Raw genomic sequence first — 21,162 nt, 5'->3', positions numbered from 1 at the left:
ATCCGCACGATCAAGGGAACAAGTGTTCTATTGTGTGGGCAGTGCTACCGAGGAGGCGTCAATGCGCTGGGAGAACCTCACGGACTCCGACCACGCCCGGGCGGCCGACCCCGCGCTGTTCGGCGCGGACGCGGTCACCACCCGCACGTTCGACACGCCCGAGTTCCGCGGCATCACCTTCCACGAGGTGCGGGCCCGTTCGGTCCTCAACCGGGTGCCGGGCGCCTCGCGCATGCCCTTCGAGTGGACGGTGAACCCCTACCGGGGCTGCTCGCACGCGTGCGTCTACTGCTTCGCGCGCAAGACGCACAGTTACCTGGACCTCGACACGGGGCTCGGCTTCGACTCGCAGATCGTCGTCAAGGTGAACGCGCCCGAGCTGCTCCGCCGCCAGCTGGCCTCGCGCCGATGGCAGGGCGAGCACGTCGCGATGGGCACCAACGTCGACTGCTACCAGCGCGCCGAGGGCCGCTACCGGCTGATGCCGGGCATCATCGCGGCCCTCACCGAGCGGGCCAACCCCTTCTCGATCCTGACCAAGGGCACGCTGATCCTGCGCGACCTGGACCTGCTGACGCGGGCGGCCCGGGTGACCGACGTGGGAATCTCGGTCTCGGTCGGCTTCACCGACCCCGAGCTGTGGCGCACCGTGGAGCCGGGTACTCCGGCGCCGGAGCGCCGCCTGGAGGTCGTACGGGCCCTGGGTGAGCACGGCATCGGCTGCGGCGTGCTGATGGCACCGGTCATCCCGTTCCTCAGCGACGAACCGGCCCAACTGCGAGCGACCGTACGGGCGATCGCCGCCGCCGGCGCCACGTCGGTGACCCCCCTGGTGCTGCATCTGCGGCCAGGCGCCCGGGAGTGGTTCATGGCCTGGCTGACGCAGCACCACCCACACCTGGTGCGCCGGTACGAGCGGCTGTACGCGGAGGGCGCCTACGCCCCGAAGTGGTACCAGCGCCGGATCACGCGCCAAGTGCACGACCTGGCCCAGGAGTACGGCATCGGGCCCACGCGCGCGGGGATGCCGCGCCGGATCGCGGAGCCGGCACCGCCGGAGCCGGATCAGCTCGCGGCGACCGAGCCGGTCCAGCTCTCGCTTCTCTGAGCGCTGTCTTCCCGTAGCGGGATCTTTCGTCAGGCCTCCCAGTAGAGGCCGCGCACATACGCCGCCGTGATCGTGATCGGCGCCTGGTCGCCGCTGTCGGCCGGGTAGTACATGAACTCGAATCGCAGTCGCTCGTCGGCGACGATGGACCCGCTGTTGTGGAAGTCCGCGAAGCTGCTGCCGTCGGTGCCGGTCCGTTCGGTGATCGGGCCGTTCCAGCGGGAGCCGCCTGGACGCAGGTGGTAGAAGCGGCCCTGGAGGGTGGAGCCCGGCGGGACTTCCGCCTGGATCTGGGCCATGGCCTGGTAGTGGGACGCCCGGGTGAGCAGGTCCACCCCGTCGACGTTGAGCGTGGTCCACTTGCGGGGCGTGATCCGCTGGTCGTCGCTGTCGTAGCGGCCGATCGCTCGCGGCATGTCGTCCTCCTCGGGGTCGCCGGGGGTCCAGCCGGCGGGGTGGGTGAGGCGTTCTTCGATCCGGGCGCGCATCGAGGCCATGGTGAAGCCGCGCGGGTCGACCTTTCCGGGCTGCCATTCGAGGTGGCCGATCACGGAGCGCTCGTTCCAGCCGTGGCGGCGGCAGACGGCGGCGGCGGCGCGTTCGATGGCGTCCAGTTGGGCGGCGGGCCAGGGGTCGTCGCCGTTGCCGAGGTTCTCGCACTCGAAGCCGTAGAAGTGCCGGTTGCCGTCGGTGTTCGCCTCGTTGTCCGCCGGCAGACGCGCTTCGTCCATGACGGCGCGGAGGACGTCGTCGTCTCCCAGCCCCGCGTGGTTGGCCCGCCCGTAGCCGACCAGGTGCACTTTGCCGTCCTTGGTGATGACGCCGTGGCACAGCGGCCCCGGCAGTCCCGCGTAGCCCTTGCGGCAGATCTCCACCGTGCGGGCGCTGCCCCTGGTGACGGTGTGGTGGATCATCACGCCGTGCACGGGCCCCCAGGGACCCGTGTGGTTGCGGTTGTGTTCCTCCCAGGCGCCGACCTCGACGACGACCAGGCCCTCGTCCCTGAGGGCTTGCAGGAAGCTCCGCGCTCCCATCGGCGCGGCCATCACGCACGCTCCGGCCACGACCAGGTGGTCGCCGACGTGACGATGCCGCTCGGGCTGGGTGGTTGGGGCATGTCAGCCTCCGGTCGTGGGGTGCGGGGCCCTCGTCAGGGAGATACCCGGTGGGAGCACCAGGTCCGCGCCGACGGCCGGGCCGATGTGGGACACCGCATGGATCAGGCCATCCATCAGGCCACCAGTCGAGGGCATTCGCCGACGCAATTGGGTCAAGTACGGGCGGAATGTGTTCCTTCACGGACTCTCCCCGGGACGATGCGGCGAGGACCGCGACCCGCGCGGGCCGCAGCCTCTCCGTCCGGGAGGACGCCATGAGACAACGCGCAGCCGTGCTGTGCGGCGCCGCCGTCATCGCCGCCGGGACCGTCACGGCCGTCCCCGCCGAGGCGAGCGCGCCGCACCCCGCGAGCGCAGCGCCTCCCGCGAGCACCTCGCGGGCCGCGAAGCTCAGCTGGAAGAAGTGCGGCACGGCCGACTACCCGACGCTCCAGTGCGCGTCCCTCTCGGTGCCGCTCGACCACGCGCGTCCGGACGGGAAGCGGATCACGCTGGCGCTGTCCCGCATCCCGCACACCGCCGAGAAGTACCAGGGGCCGCTGCTGGTCAATCCCGGCGGCCCTGGTGGGAGCGGGCTGACGCTCGCCGGGTTCGTGGCGTCCTCGCTGCCCGCGGAGGTGGCCGCCCAGTACGACGTCATCGGCTTCGACCCGCGCGGCGTGGGGAAGAGCAAGCCCGCCCTGAACTGCCGGCCGGGCCACTTCGATCCGGTCCGCCCCGACTCCCTGCCCGCCACCCCGGCCGTCGAGAAGGCCAACCTCGCGCGCGCGAAGTCGTTCGCCGAGGCCTGCGGCGAGAAGTACTCGGACGTGCTGCCGTACATCGACACGGTCAGCGCCGCACGGGACGTGGACGCGATCCGCCGGGCGCTCGGCGAGGAGAGGATCAACTACTTCGGCTACTCGTACGGCACCTATCTGGGCGCCGTATACGCCAAGCTCCACCCGAACCGGGTGCGGCGCCTTGTCCTGGACTCCGTCGTCGACCCGACCGGCGTCTGGTACGACGCCAATCTCCATCAGGACCACGTCTTCAACGACCGTCACCGGGCCTTCCTCGCCTGGATCGCCGAGCACGACACGACGTACGGGCTGGGCACCGACCCCGAGCGGATCGAGGGCGCCTGGTACGCCATGCGGACGGCACTGGCGAAGCAGCCCGCGGACGGGAAGGTCGGGGCCTCGGAGCTGGAGGACACCTTCATTCCCGGCGGCTACTACAACGGCTACTGGCCCTACCTGGCGGAGGCGTTCGCCGCGTACGTGAACGACCGGAGCACCGACCCGCTCGTCGAGGCGTACGAGAACTTCGGGGCCGTGGACGCCTCCGGCGACAACGGTTACAGCGTCTACACCGCGGTGGAGTGCCGCGACGCGGGCTGGCCGCGCGACTGGGACGACTGGCGCGACGACAACTGGGACGTGTACGAGAAGGCTCCCTTCATGGCCTGGAACAACGCCTGGTACAACGCGCCGTGCGCGTTCTGGCCCACGGAATCGCGACAGCCTGTGGACGTCACCAACCACGAACTGCCGCCGGCGCTGCTGTTCCAGGCGACCGGCGACGCGGCCACCCCGTACGAGGGCGGCGTCACCGTGCACCGGCTGCTGCGCGGCTCCAGCCTGGTGGTCGAGGAGGGCGGCGGGAACCACGGCATCACGCTGAGCGGGAACAGCTGCCTGGACAAGCACCTGGCCGCATATCTGGCCGACGGCACCGTGCCACGCGGCGACAGCGAGGCGGACGCGGTGTGCCCGGCGCTGCCCGCCCCGAAGCCGCTGGAGTCCAAGGCGGCGTCGACGTCCTCACGCGGCTCGACGCTCCACGGGCTGCTCGGCTTCCGGGGGTAGCCCCGGAGTCGGCGACTCGGCAGGGGCGTTGTCAGTGCCATGGTCCACCATGGACGCATGAGTGAGCTGACCAGGATTCCCGCCCCCGACGGCGTCGCCCCCGCCGCCCAGTACGCCCATGTCGTCCTCGGCACCGGACGGTTCGTGGCCGTCTCCGGTCAGCTCGCCCTGGACGAGGACGGAGAGCTGGTCGGCGAGGGCGACCCCGCGGCTCAGGCCCGCCAGGTCTTCGAGAACCTGCGCCGGTGTCTGACGGCGGCCGGCGCCACCTTCGACGATGTGGTGAAACTGACCTTCTTCGTCACGGACATGGCGCACATGTCCGCGATCCGCGCGGCCCGCGCCGAGCACATACCCGACGACCGGCTGCCGGCCGCGTCGGCGGTACAGGTCGCCGCACTGGTCCGGCCGGAGTTCCTCATGGAGATCGAGGCGTTCGCGGTCGTGTCCCCGTGAGCGCACCGCTGGTGCGGGAGATGACGCTCGCCGACTGCGACCGCGTGTCCGCGATCCACATCCGGGGGTGGCAGACGGCGTACCGGGGCCTCATGCCGCAGCCGTACCTGGACAGGCTCGACGTGGGCGCGGACGCCGAACGGCGCCGCGAGTTCTTCACCCGCGCCCCGGACGACGTGGTGAACCTGGTCGCCGAGGACGACGGCGGCGAGGTCGTCGGCTGGGCCTGCCACGGCCCGTACCGCGACGGCGAACAGCGCGCCGTCGGCGCCGAGTTGTACGCCCTTTATGTGGACGCCGGGCGTCTCGGCACCGGCATCGGGCAGGCCCTGCTCCGGGAGTCGGTACGCCGGTGCACGGCCGCCGGGCACGCGCGCATGCTCCTGTGGGTGGTCGAGGGCAACGCCCGCGCCCAGCGCTTCTACGAACGGGCGGGTTTCCGCGCCGACGGGGCCGAGGAGCCGTTCGAGGTGGACGGGGTCGCGGTGCCCGAGGTGAGGTACGCCAGGCGCCTCACCGGCTGACGCCTCATCGGCTGACAGCTCACCGGCTGACGGCTCACCGCTGCCCCGGGATCCGCGCCAGCGCCCGCACCGCCGCCTCCGCCAGGGCGGGGTGGGCCAGGGCGTCGTTCAGGACGGGAGCGGCACGGTCGTCGCCCAGCGCCCCCAGCCCGTCCACGCAGGCGAGCGCCACCCGCCGGTACGGGTCGTGCGGACGCAGCCGCCGCTCCAACGTGGTGATCAGGGCGGGCACGGCCTCCGGGGCACGCAGTTCGACCAGCAGCCGCACCGGGTGCAGGGCGTAGGCGACCCGCAGTTCGTTGGTGGCGAGGGCGGCCGCGGCACGGGCGGTGCGGGGGTCGCCGAGGCGGGCGAGGGCGTGGGCGGCGGAGGCGCAGCGCGGCGGGTCGCGGTGGTTCAGCAGCAGCACGAGGGACTCGAAGGCCCGCCGGTCCCCAGCGACGCCGAGCCGGAACGCGGCCAGTTCCCGGGCCCAGAGCGGGTGCCCGGGCTCGGTGAGCACCGCGGCCAGTTCGTCCGGGTCACCGGTCGCCACGAGCCGGTCGTACGCCGCCGAGGCCTCCGTCGTGCCCGACGCCGCCGACTCGGCCCGTAAGCGCTCCGTGAGCGTTCGCAACTCTTCGTCCATGACACCGAGGTTAGGGGCGTCACAGGGCGGGTGGGACGTACATCACGAACACCGGGGGCTGGCGCGCTCGTTACCCGCGAGTTAATCTCAGACGAGCGAGTTACCCACTCGCGGTACTCCTCACGGCGGTCTGGTGACGCGGCCACCGTGAGAGCAGAGAGCAGTCGGTTCGGTACCGGGTATTCAGGTACCGCAGTACGACTCGGCCTCGGGACAGGGCCGGTCGGACACCGCCGCCGCGCGGGCGTGTGCACGCCCTCAGCGACGGTACCGGGCGTGTGCGCCAGTCAGCCCGGCAACACCCGCACTCCATTCCTCACGCACCCGGTGCGCCTCCAAGGGCATCCGGGCGCGTTCCCGTCGTCACCCTCATTCCTGGAGTCCCGCGATGGCCACTCCCCTGTCCGACACCCCTCTGTCCCCGCTCCGGACCATCGCCGTCGTCGGCCTCGGCACCATGGGCACCGGCATCGCCGAGGTCCTGGCCAGGGCCGGCCGCGACGTCGTCGGCATCGACATCAGCGAGGCGCAGGCCGCGACGGCCGTCGCCGCGCTGGAGTCCTCCACCGCCCGTGCCGTCGAGCGCGGGCGCCTCACCGAGCGGGAGCGCGCCGACGCCCTCGCCCGCATCCGCACCTCCACCGACCTGCGGACGGCTGCCGATGCCGACCTGGTGATCGAGGTGACCCCGGAGTCGTACGAGATCAAGCAGCAGGTCTTCCGGGAACTGGACGGGATCGTGCGCCCCGAGACCATCCTGGCGACCGGCACCAACGCCCTGTCGGTCACGCGGCTGGCCGCCGAATCGTCCCGCCCGGAGCGGGTGCTCGGTCTGCACTTCTTCAACCCGGCTCCGGCGATGAGGCTGGTGGAGGTCGTCTCCTCCGTGCTGACCGCGCCGGGCGCCGTCACGGCCGTCACCGACCTCGCGCTCGACCTGGGCAAGGAGCCCGTCGCGGTCGGCGACCGGCCCGGCTTCGTCGCCGACGGACTGCTGTTCGGCTACCTCAACCAGGCCGCGGCGATGTACGAGGCGAACTACGCCTCCCGTGAGGACATCGACGCGGCGATGCGGCTCGGCTGCGGCCTGCCGATGGGGCCGCTGACCCTGTTGGACCTGATCGGCGTGGACACCGCGCGCACGGTCCTGGAGGCCATGTACGCCGCCTCCCACGACCGTCTGCACGCTCCCGCCCCGATCCTCAGGCAGCTCAGCGAGGCGGGCCTGACGGGCCGCAAGGCCGGGCGCGGCTTCTACACCTACGAGGCGCCGGGCAGCGCGGTCGTCGTGCCGGACGGGCTGACCCCGAGCGCGGGTGACAGCCCGGTGGCCGGCCGTGCCGTCCGTGCGGTGGGCGTCGCCGGGTCGGGCACCATGGCGTCCGGCATCGCCGAGGTGTTCGCCAAGGCCGGGTACGAGGTCGTCCTCGCCGCCCGCAGCGCGGAGAAGGCGCAGACGGCCAAGGCCCGGATCGGCAAGTCCCTGGCGCGCGGCGTCGACAAGGGCAGGATGACCGCCGAGGCCGCCGCGCAGACGCTGGAGCGGATCACGCCGACGGGGACGTACGACGACTTCTCCGACGTCGATCTGGCCGTGGAGGCGGTCGCCGAGGACCTGGAGGTCAAGCGGCAGCTGTTCGCCACGCTGGACAAGGTCTGCAAGCCGGGCGCGGTGCTGGCCACCACCACCTCGTCGCTGCCCGTCGTCGCCTGCGCCCGCGCCACCTCGCGCCCGCAGGACGTGATCGGCATGCACTTCTTCAACCCCGCGCCGGCCATGAAGCTGGTCGAGGTGGTGCGTACGGTGCTGACGGCGGACGACGTGCACGCCACCGTCCGCGAGGTGTGCACGAACATCCGCAAGCACGCCGTGGACTGCGGCGACCGGGCCGGGTTCATCGTGAACGCGCTGCTGTTCCCGTACCTCAACAACGCCGTGAAGATGGTGCAGGAGCACTACGCGACGCTCGACGACATCGACGCGGCGATGAAGCTGGGCGGCGGCTACCCGATGGGGCCCTTCGAGTTGCTGGACGTGGTCGGTCTCGACGTCTCGCTCGCCATCGAGAGGGTCCTGCACCGCGAGTTCCGCGACCCGGGCCTGGCCCCGGCGCCGCTTCTGGAACACCTGGTCGCCGCGGGCTGCCTCGGCCGCAAGACGGGCCGCGGCTTCCGCGAATATGCCCGCCGCTGAGTCCGGTCCCGGCGACTGGTTCCGGTCCGAGGAGGACTGGGGCGGACTGCTCGAGCCCGCCGGGTCTCCCCCGCCCTCCGCGGGCGGGGGAATCCCCGGTCACGCGCATGATTGCGCGCACATGCAGTACGTTCGGGTCATGTCCCAGCCCGCCAAGTCCTCACGTACACCAGCTACGCCCGACGCGCCGGAGAGCGCGGCCGGCGGCCGAGCCGCCGCCCAGCGGCTCAAAATGCGCCGGGAGCTGGCGGCAGCCGCGATGGAGCTGTTCGCGACCAAGGGGTACGAGGCGACCACCGTCGACGAGATCGCGGCCCGCGCCGGGGTCGCCCGCCGGACCTTCTTCAGGCACTTCCGCTCCAAGGAAGAGGCGATCTTCCCGGACCACGACGACACCCTGGTGCGCGCCGAGGCGGTGCTCAACGCGGCGCCCGCACACGAGCATCCGCTCGACACCGTGTGCCGGGGCATCAAGGAAGTCATGAAGATGTACGCGGCCCGGCCGGAGATCTCGGTCGCCCGCTACAAGCTGACGCGCGAGGTGCCCACCCTGCGTGAGGCGGAGATCGCGTCGGTGGCTCGCTACGAGCGCCTCTTCACCCGCTATCTGCTCGGCCACTTCGACGAGCACGCGCACGACGACGACGCCAACGACGACCCGCTGCTGGCGGAGGTCGCCGCGTCCGCCGTGGTCACCGCCCACAACCACGTACTGCGGCGCTGGCTGCGGGCGGGCGGGCAGGGGGACGTGGAGACCCAGCTCGACCACGCCTTCGCGATCGTACGGAAGACGTTCGGCACGGGCATCGGTGCCGGGCGCGACACGGCGTCCGCCGCGCGGACCGGCGCCTCCTCGGCCTCCGTGCAGGGCGAGGTGCTGGTGACGGTCGCGCGTACCGACGCGCCGCTGCACGAGGTGATGCGGACCATCGAGAAGGCACTCAAGGAGCGCTGACCCGCCCCGTCCCACCCCGTCCCATCTGTGACGACGGCCACCCTCCGGGTGGCCGTTTTCGCATGTCAATGCCCCTTTTCGCAGCCCTCGCGACCCCCGTTCGATCGATCATCGCTCATCTGTCGGGTAAAGATTTCATCTGAGAGCAGTTTCTGGCACTCAGTGCCTTGCGGGGTGACACGCGGTGTCATACGTTGAAGGTGTCCGGGCTGTCCCCGCAAGCGATCGCCTGCGTGCCCGGCGCCTGCGTCACAGGCACCCTCCCGCGCCACAAAGCGCTGCCGAACAGCACCACCGCCGAACCGACGGCAACCTCCCTCACCAACCCTCAGCAGCACCGACGTAACCCTCAGCGCCCCTCCCTCAGGGCGCTCGACGCCGGAGGCAACACCGTGACCATGAAGGACATCCTGGCCGCGATCCAGTCGACCGACTCCACGCCGGCCGACATCGCCGCCCTGCCGCTCCCCGAGTCGTACCGCGCGATCACCGTGCACAAGGACGAGACCGAGATGTTCGCGGGCCTCGAAACCCGCGACAAGGACCCCCGCAAGTCGATCCACCTCGACGAGGTGCCGCTGCCCGAGCTGGGCCCCGGCGAGGCCCTGGTCGCCGTCATGGCCTCCTCGGTCAACTACAACTCGGTGTGGACCTCGATCTTCGAGCCGATGTCGACGTTCGGCTTCCTGGAGCGCTACGGCAGGGTCAGCGAGCTGGCCAAGCGCCACGACCTGCCGTACCACGTCATCGGCTCCGACCTGGCCGGCGTCGTCCTGCGCACCGGCCCGGGCGTCAACGCCTGGCAGACCGGCGACGAGGTCGTCGCGCACTGCCTCTCCGTCGAGCTGGAGTCGTCCGACGGCCACAACGACACGATGCTCGACCCCGAGCAGCGCATCTGGGGCTTCGAGACCAACTTCGGCGGCCTGGCGGAGATCGCCCTCGTCAAGTCCAACCAGCTGATGCCCAAGCCGGGCCACCTCAGCTGGGAGGAGGCCGCCGCCCCGGGCCTGGTCAACTCCACCGCGTACCGCCAGCTGGTCTCCCGCAACGGCGCCGGCATGAAGCAGGGCGACAACGTGCTCATCTGGGGCGCGAGCGGCGGCCTCGGCTCGTACGCCACGCAGTTCGCGCTGGCCGGCGGCGCCAACCCGATCTGTGTCGTCTCCAGCGAGCAGAAGGCGGACATCTGCCGCTCGATGGGCGCCGAGGCGATCATCGACCGCAGCGCCGAGGGCTACAAGTTCTGGAAGGACGAGCGGACCCAGGACCCGAAGGAGTGGAAGCGCTTCGGCAAGCGCATCCGCGAGTTCACGGGCGGCGAGGACATCGACATCGTCTTCGAGCACCCCGGCCGCGAGACCTTCGGCGCGAGCGTCTACGTCACCCGCAAGGGCGGCACCATCACCACCTGCGCCTCGACCTCGGGCTACATGCACGAGTACGACAACCGCTACCTGTGGATGTCCCTGAAGCGCATCATCGGCTCCCACTTCGCCAACTACCGCGAGGCCTGGGAGGCCAACCGCCTCATCGCCAAGGGCAAGATCCACCCGACCCTCTCCAAGGTGTACTCCCTTCAGGACACCGGCCAGGCCGCCCACGACGTCCACCGCAACGCCCACCAGGGCAAGGTCGGCGTGCTGTGTCTGGCGCCCGAGGAGGGCCTGGGCGTGCGCGACGAGGAGACGCGCGCCAAGCACGTCGACGCCATCAACCGCTTCCGGAACATCTGAGGACGGCGGAGGCCACACATGACTGAGCGTCAGAAGGACCGGCCGTGGCTCATGCGCACCTACGCCGGTCACTCCACGGCCGAGGCGTCCAACGAGCTGTACCGGCGCAACCTCGCCAAGGGCCAGACGGGTCTGTCGGTCGCCTTCGACCTGCCGACCCAGACCGGCTACGACTCCGACCACATCCTCGCCCGCGGCGAGGTGGGCCGGGTCGGGGTGCCGGTCGCGCACCTCGGTGACATGCGCCGGCTGTTCCAGGACATCCCCCTGGAGCAGATGAACACCTCGATGACCATCAACGCCACGGCCATGTGGCTGCTGGCGCTCTACCAGGTCGTCGCCGAGGAGCAGGGCGCGGACGTCACCAAGCTCCAGGGCACGACCCAGAACGACATCGTCAAGGAGTACCTGTCCCGGGGGACGCACGTCTTCCCGCCGGGGCCGTCCCTCCGCCTGACGACGGACATGATCGCGTACACGGTCTCCCACCTCCCGAAGTGGAACCCGATCAACATTTGCAGCTACCACCTGCAGGAGGCGGGCGCCACGCCGGTCCAGGAGATCGCGTACGCGATGTCCACCGCGATCGCCGTGCTGGACGCCGTGCGCGACGGCGGCCAGGTGCCCGAGGAGCGCATGGGCGATGTCGTCGGCCGCATCTCCTTCTTCGTGAACGCGGGTGTCCGCTTCGTCGAGGAGATGTGCAAGATGCGCGCCTTCGGCCGCATCTGGGACCGCGTCACCCGCGAGCGGTACGGCATCGAGGATCCCAAGCACCGCCGCTTCCGCTACGGCGTCCAGGTCAACTCCCTGGGACTGACGGAGGCCCAGCCCGAGAACAACGTCCAGCGGATCGTGCTGGAGATGCTGGCCGTCACCCTCTCCAAGGACGCACGCGCGCGTGCCGTGCAGCTGCCGGCCTGGAACGAGGCGCTGGGCCTGCCCCGGCCCTGGGACCAGCAGTGGTCGCTGCGCATCCAGCAGGTGCTGGCGTACGAGAGCGACCTGCTGGAGTACGGCGACCTCTTCGAGGGCTCGAAGGTGGTCGAGGCGAAGGTGGACGAGCTGGTCGAGGAGTCGCTCGCCGAGATCGAGCGCATCCAGGAGATGGGCGGCGCGATGGCGGCCGTCGAGTCCGGCTATCTCAAGTCGCAGCTGGTCGCCTCGCACGCCGAGCGCCGGGCCCGGATCGAGTCCGGCCAGGAGAAGATCATCGGTGTCAACGCCTTCGAGGGCACCGAGCCGAACCCGCTGACCGCCGACCTGGACACCGCGATCCAGACGGTCGACCCGGCGGTGGAGGCCCGCGTCATCGCCTCGCTCCAGAACTGGCGCGACACCCGCTACCAGCCGCCCTTCAACCACCCGCGCCCCTGCAAGGCGCTGGAGAAGCTGAAGGAGGCCGCCAAGGGCACCGCCAACCTCATGGAGGCCACCCTGGAGTGCGCCCGCGCCGGAGTCACGACCGGGGAGTGGGCCGGGGCGCTGCGCGAGGTGTTCGGTGAGTTCCGGGCGCCGACCGGTGTCTCGTCCGCGCCGGTCGCGATCCCCGCCGAGGAGGGCTCGGCGCTGTCCCAGGTGCGCCGCAAGGTGGACCTGACCGCCAAGGACCTGGGCGTCGGCAAGCTGCGCTTCCTGGTCGGCAAGCCGGGTCTGGACGGCCACTCCAACGGCGCCGAGCAGATCGCCGTGCGGGCCCGCGACGCCGGGTTCGAGGTGGTCTACCAGGGCATCCGGCTCACCCCGGAGCAGATCGTCGACGCCGCCCTGGCCGAGGACGTGCACGCGGTGGGCCTGTCCATCCTCTCCGGCTCGCACGCCCAACTGGTGCCGGACGTACTGGAACGGCTGCATGTGGCCGGTGCCACAGATATTCCGGTGATCGCCGGTGGCATCATCCCGAACGGAGACGCCGAAGCGCTGCGGGCCGCCGGAGTGGCCGCGGTCTTCACACCGAAGGACTTCGACATCACCGGAATCATCGGCCGCATCGTCGACGAGATCCGCAAAGCGAACAAGCTCGACCCCCTGGAGGTCCCCGCATGACGACCGTCAACCGCCTTCGCCCCCGCCGTTCGTGTCTGGCGGTACCCGGAAGCAACCCCCGCTTCCTGGAGAAGGCCCAGGGCCTCCCGGCCGACCAGGTCTTCCTCGACCTGGAGGACGCCTGCGCGCCGCTCGCCAAGCCGGAGGCGCGGCACACCATCGTCAAGTTCCTCAACGAGGGCGACTGGACCGGCAAGACCCGCGTGGTGCGCGTCAACGACTGGACGACCGAGTGGACGTACCGGGACGTGGTGACGGTGGTCGAGGGCGCCGGCCCGAACCTCGACTGCATCATGCTGCCGAAGGTCCAGGACGCCCAGCAGGTCGTCGCGCTCGACCTCCTCCTCACCCAGATCGAGAAGACGATGGGCTTCGAGGTCGGCCGCATCGGCATCGAGGCGCAGATCGAGAACGCGCAGGGCCTGAACAACGTCAACGAGATCGCGCAGGCCTCACCGCGCGTCGAGACCATCATCTTCGGCCCGGCCGACTTCATGGCGTCCATCAACATGAAGTCGCTGGTCGTGGGCGAGCAGCCGCCCGGCTACCCGGCGGACGCCTACCACTACATCCTGATGAAGATCCTGATGGCCGCCCGCGCCAACAACCTCCAGGCGATCGACGGCCCCTACCTCCAGATCCGCAACGTCGACGGCTACCGCGAGGTCGCGCAGCGCGCCGCCGCGCTCGGCTTCGACGGCAAGTGGGTGCTGCACCCGGGCCAGGTCGAGGCGTCGAACGAGATCTTCTCGCCGTCCCAGGAGGACTACGACCACGCCGAGCTGATCCTGGACGCGTACGAGTACTGCACGTCCGAGGCGGGCGGCAAGAAGGGCTCCGCGATGCTCGGCGACGAGATGATCGACGAGGCCAGCCGCAAGATGGCCCTGGTCGTCGCGGGCAAGGGACGCGCCGCCGGTATGCGGCGCACCAGCAAGTTCGAGATCCCGGAGGCGTGACGGCCATGCAGTTCGGACGCACCTACGAGGAGTTCGAGGTCGGGGCGACGTACAAGCACTGGCCGGGCAAGACGGTCACGGAGTACGACGACCACCTGTTCTGCCTCCTCACCATGAATCACCACCCGCTCCACATGGACACCAACTACGCCGAGAAGACGACCGACTTCGGCAAGAACGTGGTGGTCGGGAACTACATCTACTCCCTCCTGCTGGGCATGTCGGTGCCGGACATCTCGGGCAAGGCGATCGCCAACCTGGAGATCGAGTCGCTCAAGCACGTGGCGCCGACCTTCCACGGCGACACCCTGTACGGCCAGACGACCGTGCTCGACAAGTGGCCGTCCAAGTCGAAGAGCGACCGCGGCATCGTGCACGTCGAGACCAAGGGCTACAAGCAGGACGGCACGCTGGTCTGCGTCTTCCGCCGCAAGGTGATGGTGCCCACCGAGACGTACATCAAGGAGCGCGGCGGCGAGCAGCCGGGCCGCCCCGACCTGAAGGAACAGGGGAAGTAGAGATGAGCCGCCTCGCCCAGACCCACGGCCTCACGGACGTCCAGCGGGAGATCCTCTCCACCGTCCGGGACTTCGTGGACAAGGAGATCATCCCGGTCGCCACCGAGCTGGAGCACCGGGACGAGTACCCGCAGGACATCGTCGACGGGCTCAAGGAACTGGGCCTGTTCGGCCTGATGATCCCGGAGGAGTACGGGGGCCTGGGCGAGTCGCTCCTCACCTACGCGCTCTGCGTGGAGGAGATCGCCCGCGGCTGGATGTCGGTCTCCGGCATCATCAACACGCACTTCATCGTGGCGTACATGCTCAAGCAGCACGGCACGCGGGAGCAGAAGGACCACTTCCTGCCCCGTATGGCCGCGGGCGACATCCGGGGCGCCTTCTCGATGTCGGAGCCGGCGCTGGGCTCGGACGTCTCGGCGATCTCCTCGAAGGCGGTGCGGGACGGCGACGAGTACGTCCTGAACGGCCAGAAGATGTGGCTGACGAACGGCGGTACGTCGTCGCTGGTGGCCGTTCTGGTGAAGAGTGACGAGGGTCACCCGGACGGCACGGCGCCGCACAAGTCGATGACGACCTTCCTGGTGGAGAAGGAGCCCGGTTTCGGCGAGGTCCGCCCCGGACTGACCATCCCCGGCAAGATCGACAAGATGGGCTACAAGGGTGTCGACACCACCGAGCTCATCATGGACGACCTGCGCGTTCCGGCCGATCGGGTGCTCGGCGGCGTCACCGGCCGAGGTTTTTACCAAATGATGGACGGCGTCGAGGTCGGTCGCGTCAACGTCGCCGCCCGTGGCTGCGGTGTCGCTCAGCGTGCCTTCGAGCTGGGTGTCCAGTACGCCCAGCAGCGTCACACTTTCGGCAAGCAGATCGCCCAGCACCAGGCCATTCAGTTCAAGCTGGCGGAGATGGCTACCAAGGTGGAGGCGGCGCATGCGATGATGGTGAACGCTGCACGCAAAAAGGACTCGGGCGAACGAAACGACCTGGAAGCGGGGATGGCCAAGTACCTCGCCTCCGAGTACTGCAAAGAGGTCGTGGAGGACGCCTTCCGGATCCACGGCGGTTACGGCTTCTCCAAGGAGTACGAGATCGAGCGCCTCTACCGAGAGGCCCCGATGCTCCTGATCGGTGAAGGCACCGCCGAGATCCAGAAAATGATCATCGGCCGCCGACTGCTCGAAGAGTATCGATTCCAGGGTTAGATGTCCGGATACGGGGTGTTTTCTTGGAGAACAAGGTCACACCCCGTAGGCAGTGTTCGGCCGCCGACTCGGCTTCCTGGCTTACCCAGTTGCGGCGGAGAGCCGCTACGATCGCCGGAAAGCCGCCGTCCCCCGTCAGTGTGCGGCATCATCCGCTACGAAGGTCATCCATGCCCCACAGCCAAACCTCTGCATCTCGCGACAGCCTGGCCGGCGTACGCCTCGCGCGCGGAGCATCGCCGTGGCTTCTGCCGACCGTCGCCACCGCAGCCGTCAGCCTCCTCCGTGCCCGCCGTTCCGGCGCCGCCAAGGCCGTCGCCGTCCCCGCCACCGCGCTCGCGGCGGGGATGCTGTGGTTCTTCCGCGACCCCGAGCGCGAGATCACCCAGGGCCGGGTCATCTCGCCCGCCGACGGTGTGGTGCAGAGCATCATGCCGTGGAAGGACGGCCGTACCCGCGTCGCGATCTTCATGAGCCCGCTCAACGTCCACGTCAACCGTGCGCCCCTCTCGGGCACGGTGACGTCCGTCGAGCACGTCCCCGGTGGCTTCGTTCCCGCCTTCAACAAGGAGAGCGAGAACAACGAGCGGGTGGTGTGGCACTTCGACACCGAGCTCGGCGACATCGAGATGATCCAGATCGCCGGCGCGGTGGCCCGCCGCATCGTGCCCTACGTGCCGCAGGGCACGAAGGTCGAGCAGGGCGACCGGGTCGGACTGATCCGGTTCGGCTCGCGCGTCGACCTTTACCTGCCGGAGGGCGTCGAGGTGGATGTCGAGGTGGGTCAGAAGACGGTGGCTGGGGTGACTCGAATTGACCGTGATTGATCCACAGACCCAGGCCGGGTGGGTGCCCGAGGCCGACGAGGTGGACGACGAGGAGGAGATGCCCCTCTCGCTCCGCCTGTCGATAGCGGACACGCTCACGCTCGGCAACGCCACGTGCGGCTTCATGGCGGTGTACTTCACCACCACCGGCATTCTGATCCCGCACCTCATGGGCAGCGACGAGTCGGGCATGGCCCGGCACAGCGCGGCCACCGCGGTCATCCTGATGCTGCTCGCGGCGATCTTCGACCTGTGCGACGGCCTGGTCGCGCGCAAGCTGCGCAGCTCGCCGATGGGCGCCGAGCTGGACAACCTCTCCGACCTGATCAGCTTCGGGCTGGCGCCGGCGTACTTCGTCCTCGTCTACGGCATGGTCGCGGACGACGCGTACCAGCGGGTGGCGGCGGTGGGGGCGATCGTGGTGCTGCTGGCGGTGGTGCTGCGGCTTGCGCGGTTCTCCTGCGTCACCGTCAAGGACGGCACCTTCCAGGGCATGCCGTCGCCTTTCGGGGCGCTGACGGTGGTGTCGATCGTGCTGCTGGAGCTGCCCTTCGTGGCTACGCTGCTGGCGATCCTCGGCACGGCATGGCTGATGGTGAGCCGGGTCGAGTACCCGAAGCCGCGGGGGCGGCTCGCGGTGGCGATGCTCGCCTGGATCGTCCTGTCGATGGGGCTGCTGGCCGGCTGGGCCTTCGACGCGCCGAGCGGACAGCTGCTGTTGCAGACGGGGTGTGCGCTGCAGCTGGTGATGGGCGCGGTGATTCCCCTGTTCGCCACGGCTCGCAGGGTGAACAATTTCCGTGACAATCGGCGGGAGGCGCGGGCGGCGCAGTTGCCGTAGCGCTCCGCTGAGTGGGCCCCGGACCCGGGTGGGTTCGGGGCCCTTCTGTTTGTATGCGGCCGGCGCTGGTGCGGGCGTTGCTGGGGGCTCCGCCCCCAGACCCCCGGCCTATGCCCACCCGCCGCCCGACTCGGTTGGGACAGAGGTGAGGTTCCAGCCCGTCCGGCGTTTGAGGACGAGGCCCGTTCAGGGCCGAAGCGGGGGTCCGGGGGCGGCAGCCCCCGGGTACGGGAAGGGCAGGGGCGGCGGGGGCGGAACTCCCCTACGCCAGGAAGTCCCGCGCGATGCCCTCCGCCACCCGCTCCAGAATCGGCCCCGCATCCGCGATGCACTTCGCCACGTCCGGCTCCACATCCGTCAGCGGATACGCCCGCCGGATCCCGGCCCGTCCGAGCACCTCCGCCGGCAGCGCCAGCCGCCCGCACACCGCGACGACCTCCTTGCCCGCGGCCCGCGCCGCCGCGGCGACACCGGCCGGGGCCTTCCCGTGCAGGGTCTGCTCGTCCAGCGAGCCCTCGCCCGTGATCACCAGGTCCGCCCGCTCCAGCGCCGGCGCGAAGCCGAGCACGTCCAGCATCACCTCGATGCCGGGCCGGAAACGCGCCCCGAGGAGCATCGCGCCGAACCCGATGCCGCCCGCGGCGCCCGCGCCCGGCGAGGCGGCGTACTCGGCCGCCCGCGCGCCCACGGTCTCCGTGCCCTCCAGCACCTTCGCGAAGTGCGCGAGGGCCGCGTCCAGGGCCTCCACGTCCGCCGGGGAGGCCCCCTTCTGCGGGCCGTAGACCGCCGGGGCACCCTTCGGCCCGGTCAGCGGATTGTCGACGTCGCTCGCGAGCACCAGCTCGACGGCGGAGAGCCGCGGGTCCAGCCGGGACAGGTCGGCCGAGGCCAGGTCGGCGAGGCCGCCCCCGCCCGGCGCGACCGGCTCCCCGTCACTGCCCACGAACCGCGCGCCCAGCGCCGCCAGCATCCCGGCGCCGCCGTCGGTGGTCGCGCTGCCGCCGACTCCGAACACGATCGTCCGCGCCCCCGCGTCCAGCGCGGCCCGCAACAGCTCACCCGAGCCGTGCGTGGACGCGGTCAGCGGCGCGAGGCCGTCGGCCGGCAGCAGCTGCAGGCCACTGGCCTCGGCCATCTCCACCACCGCGGTGTCGCCGCGCAGCGCGAACGCGGCCGTCACCTGGTCGCCGAGGGGCCCGGCGACCCGTACCTCCCGGCGCTCGAACCCGGCCGCGACCGCCGCGGCCACGGTGCCGTCGCCGCCGTCGGCCACGGGCAGCGCCTCGACGGCGAGGTCCGGCACGACGCGGCGCAGTCCGGCCGTCACCCGCTCGGCCACCTCGACGGCCGTCAGCGACCCCTTGAACTTGTCCGCGGCGACGAGCACCCGGCGGGTCCCGTCCACTGCAGCGTCAGCCACCTTGCTCTCCCCTTGCTCTTCGAGCCTTGCGCACGTCAAGGCAGTCGCGCCGCTGCGACCATAACCGGAGGACGGCCACGCCGTCATGCCCTGCCCGCACCCTGGAACGGCCGGGGCGGGGTCGGGCTCGTTACGCTTCCGGGATGACCACCCCTGACTACGCCACCTACATCGCCGGCCTCCCCCGCGTCCTCGCCGGCGCCGCCGCGGTCCTCCGGGACGCCGAGGGAAGGGTTCTGCTCGTCGAACCCGGCTACCGCGAGGGGTGGACGCTGCCCGGCGGGACGATCGAGTCCGAGGACGGGGAGACCCCGCGGCAGGGCGCCCGGCGGGAGACCCTGGAGGAGATCGGGCTGGACGTCCGGCTGGGCCGGCTGCTGGCGGTGGACTGGGCGCACGGTCCGGGCCGGCCGCCGATCGTGGCGTATCTGTACGACGGCGGGATCCTGACCGAGGACGACCTCAAGGCGATCCGGTTGCAGGAGGAGGAGCTGCTGTCCTGGCGGCTGGTGCCGCGCGAGGAGCTGGGCGATCACCTGCTCGACGCCCTGCACGGCCGGGTCCTCGCGGCTCTGGACGTCCTGGCGGACGGCTCGGGGACGGCCGAGCTGGAGAACGGTCTCCGGGTCGACCGATAACCGTTCGCCGGGCGCACACCGGCGTCCTACCCTCGACGGCATGACCAGCAAGCCCCTCGTCGCCATCCTGAGCGGCGCCGGCATCTCGACGGACTCCGGCATCCCCGACTACCGCGGGCCGAACGGGCTGTGGCGGCGCGATCCGGAGGCCGAGAAACTCGTCACGTACGAGTACTACATGGGCGATCCGGAGATCCGGCGCCGCTCCTGGCAGATGCGGCGCGGGAACCAGGCGCTGCGGGCCCGGCCGAACGCGGCGCACCGCGCGGTGGCGGAGCTGGAGCGGTCCGGGGTGCCGGTCCGGGTCATCACGCAGAACGTCGACGGTCTGCACCAGCTCGCCGGGCTCTCCGCCCGCAAGGTCCTCGAACTGCACGGCACCGCGCGGAGCTACGTGTGCACCGGCTGTCACGCCCGGGGGCCGATGGAGGACGCGCTCGCCCGGGTCGTGGCCGGCGAGGACGACCCGCCGTGCCTGGAGTGCGGCGGCATCCTGAAGTCGGCGACCGTGATGTTCGGCGAGCGGCTCGACCCCATGGTGCTCGGCGAGGCGGCCGCCATCAGCAAGGCGTGTCAGGTGTTCGTGGCCGTCGGCACCAGCCTCCAGGTGCAGCCCGCGGCCGGGCTGGCCGGCGTGGCCGCCGACCACGGCGCCCGTCTGGTCATCGTCAACGCCGAGCCGACCCCGTACGACGAGCTCGCCGACGAGGTCGTCCGGGAGCCCATCGGCACCGCCCTGCCAGAGCTGCTGCGGGGGCTGAACCACGACGGGAGCCAGGACGATGACTGATCACGTGGACGAGGAGGTCATTCCGATCCTGCGCGTGGCCGACGCCGCCGCGGCCGTGCGGTGGTACGCGCGGCTGGGCTTCGCCGAGCAGTGGGAGCACCGCTTCGAGCCGGGCCTCCCGGCGTTCGTGGAGGTCGCGCGCGGGCGGGTGCGGCTGTTCCTGTCGGAGCACACCGGGGACGCCCGGCCGGACACGCTGGTGTATCTGCGGGTGGCCGACGTCGACGCGGTCGCCGCCGAGTTCGGTGCGCGGGTCGAGGAGGCGCCCTGGGCGCGCGAGGTCGAGCTGCGCGACCCGGACGGCAACCGCCTCCGGGTCGGCACGCCTCGGCCCACCGAGTGAGTGAGGTGACCGGTCCGTGGCAGGAGAACTCTCACCCCGGCTCGCGGAGATCGTGGACGCGCTGCCCCTGACGCCCGGGGCGCGGGTCCTGGAGATCGGCTGCGGGCCGGGGGCCGCCGCGCGGGCGGTGGCGGCACGGCTCGTGTCCGGGCACGTTCTCGCCGTCGACCGTTCGGCGCGGGCGATCGCGCTGGCGGAGGCCGGCTCGGCCCGGGAGATCGCCTCGGGTCGTATGAGCGTGCGGTGCGTCGCGGCGGAGGACTTCGTCCGGGAGCCCGGTGAGGGGCCCTTCGACCTGGTCTTCGCGGTACGCGTCGGCGCACTCGACGGCCGCCACCCGGAGGCGGGACGGCGCGCGCTGGAGCGCGTGGCCGCGGCGCTGGCGCCGGGCGGTCGGCTGTTCGTCGACGGCGGCAGGCCCCTGCGGGAGATCCCCCTCTCCCCCGGGATTCACGGTGTTCGCGATGTTCGCAGTGTTCGCGGTGTTCGCGGTGTTCGCGGTGACTAGAAGAGCGCCGAGCCCCGTTCGAAGTCCAGCAGGCGCTGCTTGCGCTCCAGGCCGCCGCCGTAGCCGGTGAGTCCGCCGCTCGCGCCGATGACGCGGTGGCAGGGCACGATGATGCCGATCGGGTTGCGACCGTTGGCGAGGCCGACGGCGCGGGAGGCGGCCGGGTTGCCGAGGGCGTCGGCGAGTTCGCCGTAGGTGCGGGTCTCGCCGTACGGGATCTCGCGCAGCTGGTCCCAGACCGTGCGTTGGAACGGGGTTCCGTTCCGGCACAGGTCGAGGGTGAAGTCCTTCAGGTCGCCGGCGAAGTACGCCGTCAGCTGCTCCTCCGCCTCGGCGAACGGCCCGTCGTCGGCCGCTCCGAAGGTCTCCTCCGCCGGGCGGTGTCGCTGGTCGGTCATGTAGAGGCCGCACAGGACGCCGTTCTCGGCGACGAGGGTGAGCAGTCCGTACGGGCTGTCGACGACGGTGTGCTGTTTCAGGGTTCCCACGGAATTT

The 21,162-nt window shown here is 70.9% G+C and carries 20 protein-coding genes and 1 pseudogene; 17 read left to right on the top strand and 4 right to left on the bottom strand.

Annotated elements, in window-relative coordinates:
• The first annotated feature begins 61 nt into the window (after positions 1–61).
• The gene (locus tag ACFCZF_RS04300; protein WP_376670339.1) at positions 62–1,108 is read left to right on the top strand and encodes an Rv2578c family radical SAM protein; all 1,047 of its coding nucleotides are present in this window, start codon (positions 62–64) and stop codon (positions 1,106–1,108) included.
• Positions 1,109–1,569: 461 nt separating this feature from the next.
• On the opposite strand, the pseudogene ACFCZF_RS04295 reads toward ACFCZF_RS04300, so the two are convergent.
• Positions 1,570–2,142, bottom strand: a pseudogene (locus tag ACFCZF_RS04295) (N-acetylmuramoyl-L-alanine amidase); the annotation flags it as partial.
• A 338-nt stretch (positions 2,143–2,480) separates the two neighbouring features.
• On the opposite strand from ACFCZF_RS04295, the gene ACFCZF_RS04290 reads away from it, so the two are divergent.
• From ACFCZF_RS04290 to ACFCZF_RS04280, 3 genes are read left to right on the top strand one after another with little or no spacing between them, the layout of a single operon-like run.
• Positions 2,481–4,076: an alpha/beta hydrolase gene (locus ACFCZF_RS04290; protein ID WP_376670338.1), complete on the top strand. Its 1,596-nt coding sequence runs from the start codon at positions 2,481–2,483 to the stop codon at positions 4,074–4,076.
• Positions 4,077–4,133: 57 nt separating this feature from the next.
• Positions 4,134–4,532: a RidA family protein gene (locus ACFCZF_RS04285; protein WP_376670337.1), complete on the top strand. Its 399-nt coding sequence runs from the start codon at positions 4,134–4,136 to the stop codon at positions 4,530–4,532.
• A 20-nt stretch (positions 4,533–4,552) separates the two neighbouring features.
• The gene (locus tag ACFCZF_RS04280) at positions 4,553–5,056 is read left to right on the top strand and encodes a GNAT family N-acetyltransferase (protein ID WP_376670445.1); all 504 of its coding nucleotides are present in this window, start codon (positions 4,553–4,555) and stop codon (positions 5,054–5,056) included.
• 34 nt (positions 5,057–5,090) lie between these two features.
• Here the strand turns inward: ACFCZF_RS04280 and ACFCZF_RS04275 are convergent, their stop codons facing one another.
• Entirely contained in the window at positions 5,091–5,684 is a 594-nt protein-coding gene (locus tag ACFCZF_RS04275) for an adenylosuccinate lyase (RefSeq protein ID WP_376670336.1), read from the bottom strand.
• Positions 5,685–6,072: 388 nt separating this feature from the next.
• On the opposite strand from ACFCZF_RS04275, the gene ACFCZF_RS04270 reads away from it, so the two are divergent.
• The 9 genes from ACFCZF_RS04270 to pssA all read left to right on the top strand — a co-directional run bounded on the left by ACFCZF_RS04270 (position 6,073) and on the right by pssA (position 16,968).
• Positions 6,073–7,878, top strand: coding sequence for a 3-hydroxyacyl-CoA dehydrogenase family protein (locus tag ACFCZF_RS04270; protein ID WP_376670335.1), 1,806 nt, complete (start codon positions 6,073–6,075; stop codon positions 7,876–7,878).
• Positions 7,879–8,017: 139 nt separating this feature from the next.
• Positions 8,018–8,833 carry a TetR family transcriptional regulator gene (locus ACFCZF_RS04265; protein WP_375905260.1) on the top strand — a complete coding sequence of 272 codons (816 nt, stop codon included), beginning with the start codon at positions 8,018–8,020 and terminating at the stop codon, positions 8,831–8,833.
• Positions 8,834–9,231: 398 nt separating this feature from the next.
• The gene (gene ccrA / locus ACFCZF_RS04260) at positions 9,232–10,569 is read left to right on the top strand and encodes a crotonyl-CoA carboxylase/reductase (RefSeq protein ID WP_376670444.1); all 1,338 of its coding nucleotides are present in this window, start codon (positions 9,232–9,234) and stop codon (positions 10,567–10,569) included.
• 18 nt (positions 10,570–10,587) lie between these two features.
• Positions 10,588–12,615 carry a protein meaA gene (locus ACFCZF_RS04255; RefSeq protein ID WP_376670334.1) on the top strand — a complete coding sequence of 676 codons (2,028 nt, stop codon included), beginning with the start codon at positions 10,588–10,590 and terminating at the stop codon, positions 12,613–12,615.
• Positions 12,612–13,574, top strand: coding sequence for a CoA ester lyase (locus tag ACFCZF_RS04250; RefSeq protein ID WP_210962386.1), 963 nt, complete (start codon positions 12,612–12,614; stop codon positions 13,572–13,574). Before ACFCZF_RS04255 ends, ACFCZF_RS04250 begins: the two co-directional genes overlap by 4 nt.
• A gap of 5 nt (positions 13,575–13,579) precedes the next feature.
• Positions 13,580–14,092: a MaoC family dehydratase gene (locus ACFCZF_RS04245; RefSeq protein WP_376670333.1), complete on the top strand. Its 513-nt coding sequence runs from the start codon at positions 13,580–13,582 to the stop codon at positions 14,090–14,092.
• Between the two features lie 2 nt (positions 14,093–14,094).
• Positions 14,095–15,300, top strand: a complete 1,206-nt coding sequence (locus ACFCZF_RS04240; RefSeq protein ID WP_376670332.1) for an acyl-CoA dehydrogenase family protein — start codon at positions 14,095–14,097, stop codon at positions 15,298–15,300.
• A 170-nt stretch (positions 15,301–15,470) separates the two neighbouring features.
• Complete coding sequence (locus ACFCZF_RS04235; RefSeq protein ID WP_375905274.1) at positions 15,471–16,127, top strand: phosphatidylserine decarboxylase; 657 nt, start codon at positions 15,471–15,473, stop codon at positions 16,125–16,127.
• A 22-nt stretch (positions 16,128–16,149) separates the two neighbouring features.
• On the top strand, positions 16,150–16,968 hold the full coding sequence (pssA, locus tag ACFCZF_RS04230) for a CDP-diacylglycerol--serine O-phosphatidyltransferase (RefSeq protein ID WP_375905305.1): 819 nt from the start codon (positions 16,150–16,152) through the stop codon (positions 16,966–16,968).
• Between the two features lie 262 nt (positions 16,969–17,230).
• On the opposite strand, the gene ACFCZF_RS04225 is transcribed toward pssA, so the two are convergent.
• The gene (locus ACFCZF_RS04225) at positions 17,231–18,373 is read right to left on the bottom strand and encodes a glycerate kinase (RefSeq protein WP_376670443.1); all 1,143 of its coding nucleotides are present in this window, start codon (positions 18,371–18,373) and stop codon (positions 17,231–17,233) included.
• 158 nt (positions 18,374–18,531) lie between these two features.
• Between ACFCZF_RS04225 and ACFCZF_RS04220 the strand changes: the two genes are divergently transcribed.
• Genes ACFCZF_RS04220 through ACFCZF_RS04205 form a run of 4 tightly spaced genes read left to right on the top strand, consistent with a single transcriptional unit; the run spans position 18,532 to position 20,667 of the window.
• Positions 18,532–19,026: an NUDIX domain-containing protein gene (locus ACFCZF_RS04220; protein WP_376670331.1), complete on the top strand. Its 495-nt coding sequence runs from the start codon at positions 18,532–18,534 to the stop codon at positions 19,024–19,026.
• Positions 19,027–19,066: 40 nt separating this feature from the next.
• Entirely contained in the window at positions 19,067–19,816 is a 750-nt protein-coding gene (locus tag ACFCZF_RS04215; RefSeq protein ID WP_376670330.1) for an NAD-dependent deacetylase, read from the top strand.
• 4 nt (positions 19,817–19,820) lie between these two features.
• Positions 19,821–20,159 (top strand): glyoxalase superfamily protein, encoded by a 339-nt coding sequence (locus ACFCZF_RS04210; RefSeq protein WP_376670442.1) that lies wholly within the window; start codon positions 19,821–19,823, stop codon positions 20,157–20,159.
• A gap of 16 nt (positions 20,160–20,175) precedes the next feature.
• On the top strand, positions 20,176–20,667 hold the full coding sequence (locus ACFCZF_RS04205; protein WP_376670329.1) for an SAM-dependent methyltransferase: 492 nt from the start codon (positions 20,176–20,178) through the stop codon (positions 20,665–20,667).
• On the opposite strand, the gene ACFCZF_RS04200 is transcribed toward ACFCZF_RS04205, so the two are convergent.
• Positions 20,664–21,146 carry a methylated-DNA--[protein]-cysteine S-methyltransferase gene (locus ACFCZF_RS04200; RefSeq protein ID WP_376670441.1) on the bottom strand — a complete coding sequence of 161 codons (483 nt, stop codon included), beginning with the start codon at positions 21,144–21,146 and terminating at the stop codon, positions 20,664–20,666. The two genes, ACFCZF_RS04205 and ACFCZF_RS04200, sit on opposite strands and share 4 nt — an antisense overlap.
• Between the last annotated feature and the right edge of the window lie 16 nt (positions 21,147–21,162).

Origin of the sequence: Streptomyces sp. NPDC056296 (genome assembly GCF_042268605.1) — a bacterium.
In the GTDB taxonomy this organism is placed as follows: domain Bacteria; phylum Actinomycetota; class Actinomycetes; order Streptomycetales; family Streptomycetaceae; genus Streptomyces.
The sequence above is the reverse complement of the archived record's forward strand: the minus strand, read 5'-3'. Positions and strand labels throughout refer to the sequence as shown.